The sequence below is a fragment of the Liquorilactobacillus uvarum DSM 19971 genome, assembly GCF_001434935.1.
Taxonomy (GTDB): domain Bacteria; phylum Bacillota; class Bacilli; order Lactobacillales; family Lactobacillaceae; genus Liquorilactobacillus; species Liquorilactobacillus uvarum.
On the sequence record NZ_AZEG01000025.1, the window covers coordinates 18,301 to 27,303 of the forward strand.

Annotated in this window: 8 protein-coding genes; all 8 read left to right on the plus strand. The window is 36.2% G+C overall.

Features of this window, described 5'->3' with window-relative positions:
* Positions 1 to 310 precede the first annotated feature (310 nt).
* Positions 311 to 1,486, plus strand: coding sequence for an aminotransferase class I/II-fold pyridoxal phosphate-dependent enzyme (locus tag FD20_RS09975; RefSeq protein WP_057738219.1), 1,176 nt, complete (start codon positions 311 to 313; stop codon positions 1,484 to 1,486).
* On the plus strand, positions 1,487 to 2,644 hold the full coding sequence (locus tag FD20_RS09980; protein WP_057738220.1) for an iron-containing alcohol dehydrogenase family protein: 1,158 nt from the start codon (positions 1,487 to 1,489) through the stop codon (positions 2,642 to 2,644).
* The gene (locus tag FD20_RS09985; protein WP_057738222.1) at positions 2,595 to 3,647 is read left to right on the plus strand and encodes a methionine ABC transporter ATP-binding protein; all 1,053 of its coding nucleotides are present in this window, start codon (positions 2,595 to 2,597) and stop codon (positions 3,645 to 3,647) included. Before FD20_RS09980 ends, FD20_RS09985 begins: the two co-directional genes overlap by 50 nt.
* Positions 3,631 to 4,311 carry a methionine ABC transporter permease gene (locus tag FD20_RS09990; protein WP_057738223.1) on the plus strand — a complete coding sequence of 227 codons (681 nt, stop codon included), beginning with the start codon at positions 3,631 to 3,633 and terminating at the stop codon, positions 4,309 to 4,311. Before FD20_RS09985 ends, FD20_RS09990 begins: the two co-directional genes overlap by 17 nt.
* A 14-nt stretch (positions 4,312 to 4,325) precedes the next feature.
* A complete protein-coding gene (locus tag FD20_RS09995) occupies positions 4,326 to 5,180 on the plus strand; it encodes a MetQ/NlpA family ABC transporter substrate-binding protein (protein WP_057738224.1) in 855 nt (284 codons plus the stop codon).
* A gap of 217 nt (positions 5,181 to 5,397) precedes the next feature.
* Positions 5,398 to 5,871: an S-ribosylhomocysteine lyase gene (locus FD20_RS10000; protein WP_057738225.1), complete on the plus strand. Its 474-nt coding sequence runs from the start codon at positions 5,398 to 5,400 to the stop codon at positions 5,869 to 5,871.
* Between the two features lie 12 nt (positions 5,872 to 5,883).
* Positions 5,884 to 6,654, plus strand: coding sequence for an SDR family NAD(P)-dependent oxidoreductase (locus FD20_RS10005; RefSeq protein ID WP_057738226.1), 771 nt, complete (start codon positions 5,884 to 5,886; stop codon positions 6,652 to 6,654).
* A 636-nt stretch (positions 6,655 to 7,290) separates the two neighbouring features.
* The coding region (locus tag FD20_RS10010; protein WP_162255642.1) for an SEC10/PgrA surface exclusion domain-containing protein at positions 7,291 to 9,003 on the plus strand (1,713 nt) is incomplete at its 3' end.

A 9,003-nucleotide genomic window follows, 5' to 3' on the forward strand; every position in this document is an offset into this window, starting at 1 on the left:
TTGTAGGTAGAATGTTGGAAACTTAATTAATTTTTTGAACGTTGAAGAGAAGAGTAAATAAATTAGTAAGATTTAAGCGACCGTTGATAGTGAAAGAACGGATCTGAAATGTTATTGAAGATGAGCTTGGAGTTCAGATTTAAAGTGAAAGCTGGAGATCCGTATGGGTACGATATAACTCAGGACATGTTTGTGTCTTTAAGAAGGTAGTTATGTTGTCTGTAATTACGAATATTGGGTGGTACCACGGTTTTCCCGTCCCTTGTTATATATAACAAGGGGCGGGATTTTTTTAGTTGGAGGTGTAAAGGTGAATTTTCAGGCTGCAAATAGAATAAAAAAGATGCCAGTTAATTTTTTTGCAGAGCTCGATCAGCAAATTGCAGCAGTAAATGTGAAGACGCGTAATGTAATTGATTTATCTAAAGGCAATCCAGATATTCCAACGCCAAATCACATTGTCGAATCATTAAAGGATGCTGTCAGCAAAAAAGAAAATCAAAAATACACACCCTTTAAGGGGAAAGAAGGATTTAGAAAAGCAATCCAGAATTTTTATCAGCGACAATATAATGCTCAAATTGATGTTAACAGGGAAATAGCTATTTTTCATGGAGCGGTAGTAGGTATCAACGCTGTCCCACAAGTATTGCTTGATCCCGGTGATTATGTGATTACGACGGATCCTTGTTATCCAGAATATGAGACTACAGTTTCGTTAGCAGGAGGAAGAATCTATAAGCTTCCGCTTTTGCAAACAAATGGGTATTTGCCTGATTATGCGCAGATTCCCAACGAGATACTGGCTAAAGCCAAAATATTATTGCTGAACTATCCAAATAATCCTACTGGTGCCGTTGCCAGTGCTAGTTTCTTTGCTAGCTCGCTCTCTTTTGCACGAGAAAAAAATTTGTTATTGGTAAATGATTTTGCATATGCATCGTTAGGATTTGACAAAGCACCTGTAAGCCTTATGTCATGCCCAGGGGCAAAAGAAAATGCATTGGAAATATATACTTTGTCTAAGACATATAGCATGGCAGGATGGAGAGTTGGTTTTGCGGTTGGAAATGCATCTGTTATTGAAGCTTTAAATAAATACTTGGCACATGGACATAGCACAGTTTTTGGAGCTGTCCAAGATGCAGCTAGTACAGCTTTAAATTCTTCGCAGGAAAGCTCTGTAGAAATAAAGGAAGAATATCAAAAACGAAGAAATCTGCTTGTAAGTGGATTAAGAAAATTAAATTGGTCCGTTGAAATGACAGCAGGAACGTTTTTTGTTTGGGTCAAGATTCCAGTTGAATACACAAGTGTTTCTTTTGCGAAGCTTCTTTTGGAGAAAGCCCAAGTAGCAGTTGCACCTGGCAGCGGTTTTGGAAAATACGGCGAAGGTTATATTCGAATTAGCTTAGTATGTGAATTGGAAAAATTAGAAGAAGTTCTGCAAAGATTGAAAATTTTGAAATTGAAAGAAGGTTTTTAGTTGATTGATTTTATTTCTAGAATAGGCCCACAGCAATATATAACAGGAAATCATGTGTATGAGTATCTGAATGTTTATTTTCAGAAGAATAATATTGCAAAAGCATTATTTTTGCATGGTGAAAAGGCGTTGCATGCGGCTAGACCATACTTACCGAAATCTTTTTCAAATACACAAATTGAATATAGAAAATTTTCAGGAGAATGTTCGCTAAGTGAAATAAATGATGTGACTAAACAAATTGTTAGCGATAAATTCCAAGCAATTGTAGGAATTGGCGGTGGAAAAGTTTTGGACACAGTCAAAAGTGTTGCTGCTACTCTTCAAATTCCCGTGATATTATTGCCAACGCTTGTCAGTAATTGTGCCCCGTGGTCTTCTTTAAGTGTTCATTATCAAGACGATGGAACTTTTTCAGATTTTAAAACGTATGCACATTCAGTTGATCTCTTACTTTTGGAAGAAGACGTTCTCTTTAACTCACCGGTTAATTACTTTGTTGCTGGGTTGGCTGATACCTTGGCTAAGTATTATGAATCCGAATTAATGTTAACAAAAGATTTTACCAGCGGAAAAGTAGCCTTGGAACACGCTGCATACTTCGCTCAAGAATGTCAGCAGATAATCCTCAATGAAGGAGAGCAGGCTATAACTGATATGCTGAGACACACAAAAACCAAAAGATGGCTAGAAGCTGCTGAGACTATTATCGTGACTGGGGGTCTAGTTGGAGGTTTCAGTGCCCAATACGGACGGGCGACTGGTGCACATTCTATTCATGATGCATTAACGCAGTTCCCAGAAACGCATGCAATATTGCACGGTGTAAAAGTAGGCTATGGTGTTTTAGTTCAACTAGCTTTAGAAAAGAAATTAGAAGAAGCCCAAAAGATTTGGCTGTGGCTGCGATCACTTGAACTTCCGACTAATTTAGCTGCATTAGGACTTAAAGATGAACCAGAAGTTAAAGAAAAAATTGCAGTAGCGGCTATCAGCGAAGATAAATCAATTCATTTACTGCCAATAAATATTACTGAAAAAGCAATTTTTGATGCAATTACAGATATAGAAGAACTAAATAAAAAATTACTAAGAGAGGAGGAGAAAAATGGCATCTCCAGAACTAGTCAAGTTTCAGCACGTGAGCAAAGTATTTAAAACCAACAAAAAAAAGAGCCATGAAGTCCTAAAAGATGTCAATTTAACTATTCAAAAGGGCAAAATTTTTGGAATTATTGGATACAGCGGTGCGGGAAAATCAACTTTAATCAGGTGCATTAACGGTATAGAAAAAGCAACACAGGGCAAAGTTTTTTTTGAAGATAAGGAAGTCAATAAACTCTCTAAAAAAGCATTGCGTCAAATAAGAGGTCAGATTGGTATGATTTTTCAACAATTTAATCTAATGCCCGCTCGTACGATTGCTGAAAATGTTGCACTGCCTATAAAGTATAGCAGCTTGGGAAAAGAAAAAATTAGAGAAAAGGTTATGGAGATGCTTGAACTTGTTGGATTGCCTGAAAAGGCAGATACGTATCCTTCTTCACTGTCCGGAGGTCAAAAGCAAAGGGTGGCAATTGCACGTGCATTGATAAATAATCCCAAAATTTTATTGTGTGATGAAGCAACGAGTGCTCTGGATCCTCAAACAACACAGTCAATATTAAAACTGTTGAAAAAATTAAATGAAAGATTAGGAATAACTTTGGTATTAGTAACACATGAAATGCAAGTTGTTGAAGATATTTGCGATGAAATTGCTGTTTTAAATAAAGGCAAGATTGTCGAGCAGGGGGATGTTTATTCAATCTTCGTTAATCCGCAAGATCAACTAACTAAGCGCTTCATAAACACAACTTCTAAACTAAATGTTTCAAGCAGCTTGTTAAAAACGATAAATCTTGTAAGAAATCAGCAATTGATAAAAATTACGTACATCAGTGACGAAGCAGTAGTCCCGCTTATTTCAATTATCTCAATAAAATTTAAAATAAAAGCTAACATAATTGTTGGCGATATCAAGATGCTTCGGGGTAAGCCATTGGGGGGGTTAGTGATTGTTTTAGATGGAGAAGCCGAGCAGATTGCTGACACTTTAAAGTATTTAAGAGGACAAAAAAATGTTCAGGTGGAGGTGTATCAAGATGGACGCTTTCTTTAGTAAATTATTTCCCAATGTTGCAAGTAATTTGGATGTTTTTAATGCAGCTATTATTCAAACATTACAGATGGTTGTTATTTCAGGCATAATTTCCTTTTTGTTAAGCTTAACTTTTGGAATTTTAATAGTCGTCACTAAGGGTGGTGGAATTTTAGCTAACAAAATAGTTTGGAATGTTTTGGATAAAATAATCAATTTGTTCAGGTCGATTCCGTTTATTATTTTAATTGCAGCCCTGATCCCTGTGACAAGAATTATTTCTGGAACAGCAATTGGTGTCAAGGGAACGATTTTTCCACTGATTATCGGAATAACACCCTTTTTTACAAGGCAGATAGAATCTGCTTTAAATGAAACTGATGACGGCCTGATCGAAACTGGAGAGGTAATCGGTTTGACGCCTTGGCAGTTGGTCTGGTCTGTATATCTGCACGAGAGTATTTCAAGTATTTCGAGAGTGACAACAATAACACTAGTAAGCCTGATAGGATTGACTGCGATCGTCGGGGTTGTCGGAGGAGGAGGCTTGGGAGACTTTGCTATCCAATATGGTTATCAACAAAATCAATTTGATGCAACCATAGCATGTATTATTGTTTTATTGATTTTAGTAAGTATTGTTCAAATTATCGGAACATTTATTAGTAAAAAAGCTACTCACTAGGGGAGGAAAAAGAAATGAAGTTTAAAAACAAGAGATTTTTTCTGAGTTTTCTGGCTGTACTTATCACTTTTGGGGTTGTAGGAAGTTTAACTGGGTGCGGCAAATCGGCAACTGCTAAGACCAAAACTAAAGTCGTTAAAGTTGGTCTGGTAGGAACCACAGACAAACCAATTTGGGAGCAGGTTAATAAGAATTTGAAAAAAGATCACATTCAAGTAAAAACAGTCTCTTTTACGGATGGAATCTTAGCAAATCAAGCACAAAATAATAAAGAATTAGATTTGACCGCTTTTCAGCATTATGCATTTTTGCATCAAGAAGAAAAAGAGAAAAACTATAAATTTACAGTTATTGGACAATCATATCTAGTACCTTTGAACGTCTTTTCTAAAAAAATCGACAGTTTGAAGCAAATAAAAAATGGAGATAAGATTGCGATTCCAAACAATGTTACTAACGCTGGACGTGCATTGAAAGTTTTGGAAAGCGCAGGACTTATAAAAACGGACCCAAGTAAAGGCAATTTGCCAGCAATTAAAGATATTACGGAAAATAAACATAATTTGAAGATTGTCCAAGTTGATCCTGCAAAAATTATTAGTTTGTTACCTGACTTTGCTGCAGGCATTACTAATAGCGATTTCGCAGAAGCTGCTCATCTTAATCCAATCAAGGATGCAATTTATAGTTTGAAACCTGATATTAATGATTCTAAAAATAAACCTTGGATTAACGTAATTGTAGCTAGAACAAGTGATAAAGATAATGCTACTTATAAGAAGGTTGTTAAAGCATATCATACAAAATCTGTTGCTAAAGTTATTGAAAAAACGCATAAAGGTGTCTACACGCCAGCATTTGAATATTAAAAAGATGTTATTTACTTGAACCTCTTTAAGTTTGAAAGAAAGGAGATGATGCAGATTTTGTCGTAAAGCAAAGTTAACGGCAAAATTCTTGGAGCTCATCTTGTTTATCCCAAAATAAAGTAGTTTGGTTTTATACACCACAATCGGTAGTTGTTTTCTTTTAATATGAAGAGTTTCAAAAATACTAATAATTTAAGCAAGGAAAGGTGATTTGATTATGGCAAAAGTAGAGAGTTTTACACTAGATCATACGAAGGTAAAGGCCCCATATGTTAGATTGATAACACAAGGAAAAGGAACAAAAGGGGACGTTATTTCCAACTATGATCTTCGGTTGGTACAGCCCAATGAGAATGCCATTCCAACAGCGGGTCTGCATACAATTGAACATTTGTTAGCTGGCCTCTTACGGGATCGGCTTGATGGGGTTATTGATTGTTCTCCATTTGGATGCCGCACAGGTTTTCACCTAATAACGTGGGGGGAACACTCAACAACGGAAGTTGCAGAGGCCTTAAAGGGAGCATTAAAAGAAATTGCTGAACAGATTGAATGGGAAGATGTTCAAGGGACGGATATTTATAGTTGTGGTAATTACCGGGATCATTCTTTATTTTCTGCCAAGGAATGGTCAAAGAAAATACTTGACGAAGGGATCAGTGATGATCCGTTTGAGCGAAATGTAATTTAAATGGTGGCTAAAATGTTTGAAGAATTAGAAAATAAAATTGTTTTTGTTGTTGGAAGTTTTCAAGGAATAGGCAAGGCGGTTGCTGCAACTTTTCTTAAAGAAAAAGCAACTGTAATTGCAGCCGATATTGCATATGAGAACAAAGACTTAGAGGAACAAAGTGAAAAACTTTATGCTGTAAATGTGGATGTCAGCAATGAACAGCAAGTGAGGAAAACATTTGCACAACTAGAAGAAAAAGGACTAGTACCAGATATACTTGTGCATGTTGCTGGAATTTCGACCATGGATTACTTTTCAGAGAGTAAAAGTGAAGATTTTCAAAGAAACTGGGAAATTAATACAAAAGGCTTTTACTTAACTGCAAAGTATTATACTAAGTTCCTTAAAACTAAAAAGCGAAAAGGAAAAATAATTGTAGTTGATTCACAGGCTGGAAAGAATGGGTATCGGGCCATGTCCGCATATGTTGCATCTAAACACGCTGTTTTAGGCTTAGTTAAAACGTTAGCATTAGAAGTTGCTAAGGATAGTATTAATGTCAATGCGGTGTGCCCAGGAATAATTGAAACCGAAATGAAGCACAGAGAGCGAATTGAAGGCGGCAAAATACGGGGATTGACTCCAGAAGAAGTTCAAGCTGAAGATAACAGTCAAGTCCCGTTGGGCAGAACCGGTACACCACAAGATGTCGCAAATGTTGTTTTATTCTTAGGCAGTCATTTATCCGATTATATGACGGGACAGGCAATTAATGTGACCGGTGGAATGACGATGAATTAGTTATAGCTATAAACACCGAAGTTTTTAGATAAATGTAATAATTTTGAGGTATCGCTGTTTCTTATTTTAAGGTTTCTGGATGCGCAGAACCTAAAATAAAAAATTAGTGATGTCTTTTTTATTGCCAACAATTGAAATATTACGATAATTTCTTTGCAAACTTCCATACGTAGCACTGACAAGTTATTTTTTTTGAAAGAACAATAATGGTTAAAATGCATTGCCGCTTTTTGTCAAAGCTTTTTGTTTGGAAGTATTTATTTCTCGTTTTCGAGAAGAAAAGGTTGGGAAGAAATAAGCGCACCAGAGTGAATTTTTAGGCAGAAGCGGTCGCTTGATAAGTAATTAACTTATGCAGCTGGCTAAGTTTTGCGTTGCTTTAGTCAGTGAATGCAAGTAATAAACAAACTAAAAATATCTATTGACTTAAATAAATTATTGATTAATAATTGTTTATGGTAAATTATTAATCAATAAGAATGCTTCATACAGCAAAGCTTTTAAAGGGTTGGTCGAATTATAAGTGACACGTTACGATCAAAACAGATTAGTTTTACTGCAAGTACGAGCAGTAATATCATGCAGATTATAAATTACTACATAAAAAACTACCTAATTAAAAAAGGACTTGTCAAAATGAAGACTAAAAAAATTAATACCTTAATTAAACGAACTGCTGTTGCAGCCGCGTTTGTAACGGCTGGAACTGCGATAGCTACGACAGCTCGGGCAGATACTGTTAGTAAAAATGACAATACAGTTTCCAGCAGCACGTCCCAGCCAGCAACTGGCAGTTATCAGAGCAGCTCAAGTACTAGTTCTAGTTCTAGCACTAGCACGAATACCAAGAATGTGCAAAAACAAACTGAGGACGCTAGTGAAAGTTCACAGCAGCAAACACAAACGGTCCAAGATAAAACAGAACAAAATCAGACAGATAAAACACAAGCAGTGCAAGTAAAGATGATGCAATCAGATTCAACTAATACACAGAGCAAAAGCTCTACGCAAGCCAATGCGGCTAAACCAATTGCAGGGGCAAGTGTTCAAAAGTCATCAAGTACGGATAATAGCGTCGCAACAGCACAAACAAAAGTAAACGACGATCAACAAGCAGTTAATTCAGCATCTAGTGCTAAAACAGCTGCATCAACCGCAAAAGACAAAGCTCAATCAAACTTAGATACCCTTAAGAATAGCCAAACATCGACTGCTGATGGAAGTACAATTAATTTAACAGATAAACAGAAAGTTAATGTTGCTGATAATCCAGCATTACTGGATGAAGGGACTGGCACGAATAGCAAATTTGTTGATAATAATTCATCTGATAAGAATTCAAAAATTGATGTAAATACTTTGACAAGTGCGCAATCAATTGAACTATCATCGTATGCAGCAGCGTTGATTAATAATCTTAGAGAACAAGTAAGCTTTGTTCAACATAACAGCAAGTCGGGGGCAGATAATCAAAAAAGTATAATCAAGCTTGTCGTTACTAATGGCTCGATTGATAATGCTAAAAAAATTGCTGAGAATTATAATAATGATCAGTGGAGTGGCTACAAACATAGAAATGATGATTATAAGGGATCATATAAGGGAGAAGATGTGCCAGCTGTTGAAACAGTTCTTGCTAATGACGGTTTATTGTCCAGTGGAAATTGCATTGAAGTTATGGAATCGTTGTCTGACTATTACGATACTTCAATGACAATGTATACCGCTAAGCAATATTTATACAATGCAATTCACAACATACTATTTAACGATAAGTCCAGAGAATATGAACGTGCACTTACTTTGCTGGGTATAGATGATTCTGTTTTAAAGAATGATTTTGGAGAGAATTTCTTTGCTGTTAGTTTTGATAAGTATGGGAATATCCACCTTGAATTTATTAGTTGTTTTGAAAAAGAAAATTTAAAAATGGCGAATTTCGATACGACTGACGTAACAATAAATACAACCGGTGCTACAGCTGCACAAATCGCATCTGCTCAAACAACATTGAACAATGCTACAGCAACATACAACACAGCTAGTGCTGCATATACAGCAGCTGTTAATAAGCTCAAGGTTGATACAGCGGCTTTGAATACGGCAAAAGCAAATGCTGACAAAGAAGCTTCAAGTCAAACAACATCAAAAAATGGGCAATTCTATGAGGATGCCCATTGGTATCTCTATAAAGATAATAAAAAACAGACTGGTTTGCAGTATATAGCTAACCAACATAAAACGGTTTACTATAACGTCAACGGTCAAATGCAGTATGGGCAGCAATACATCAATGGACACTGGTACCTGTTCGACAACAATACTGGAGCAATGAAGACTGGCTTGCAG

Coding starts and splice junctions, on each gene's coding strand:
- FD20_RS09995 (WP_057738224.1), top strand. CDS start 4,326: ATGAAGTTTAAAAACAAGAGATTTTTTCTGAGTTTTCTGGCTGTACTT.
- FD20_RS09990 (WP_057738223.1), top strand. CDS start 3,631: ATGGACGCTTTCTTTAGTAAATTATTTCCCAATGTTGCAAGTAATTTG.
- FD20_RS10005 (WP_057738226.1), top strand. CDS start 5,884: ATGTTTGAAGAATTAGAAAATAAAATTGTTTTTGTTGTTGGAAGTTTT.
- FD20_RS10000 (WP_057738225.1), top strand. CDS start 5,398: ATGGCAAAAGTAGAGAGTTTTACACTAGATCATACGAAGGTAAAGGCC.
- FD20_RS09985 (WP_057738222.1), top strand. CDS start 2,595: ATGGCATCTCCAGAACTAGTCAAGTTTCAGCACGTGAGCAAAGTATTT.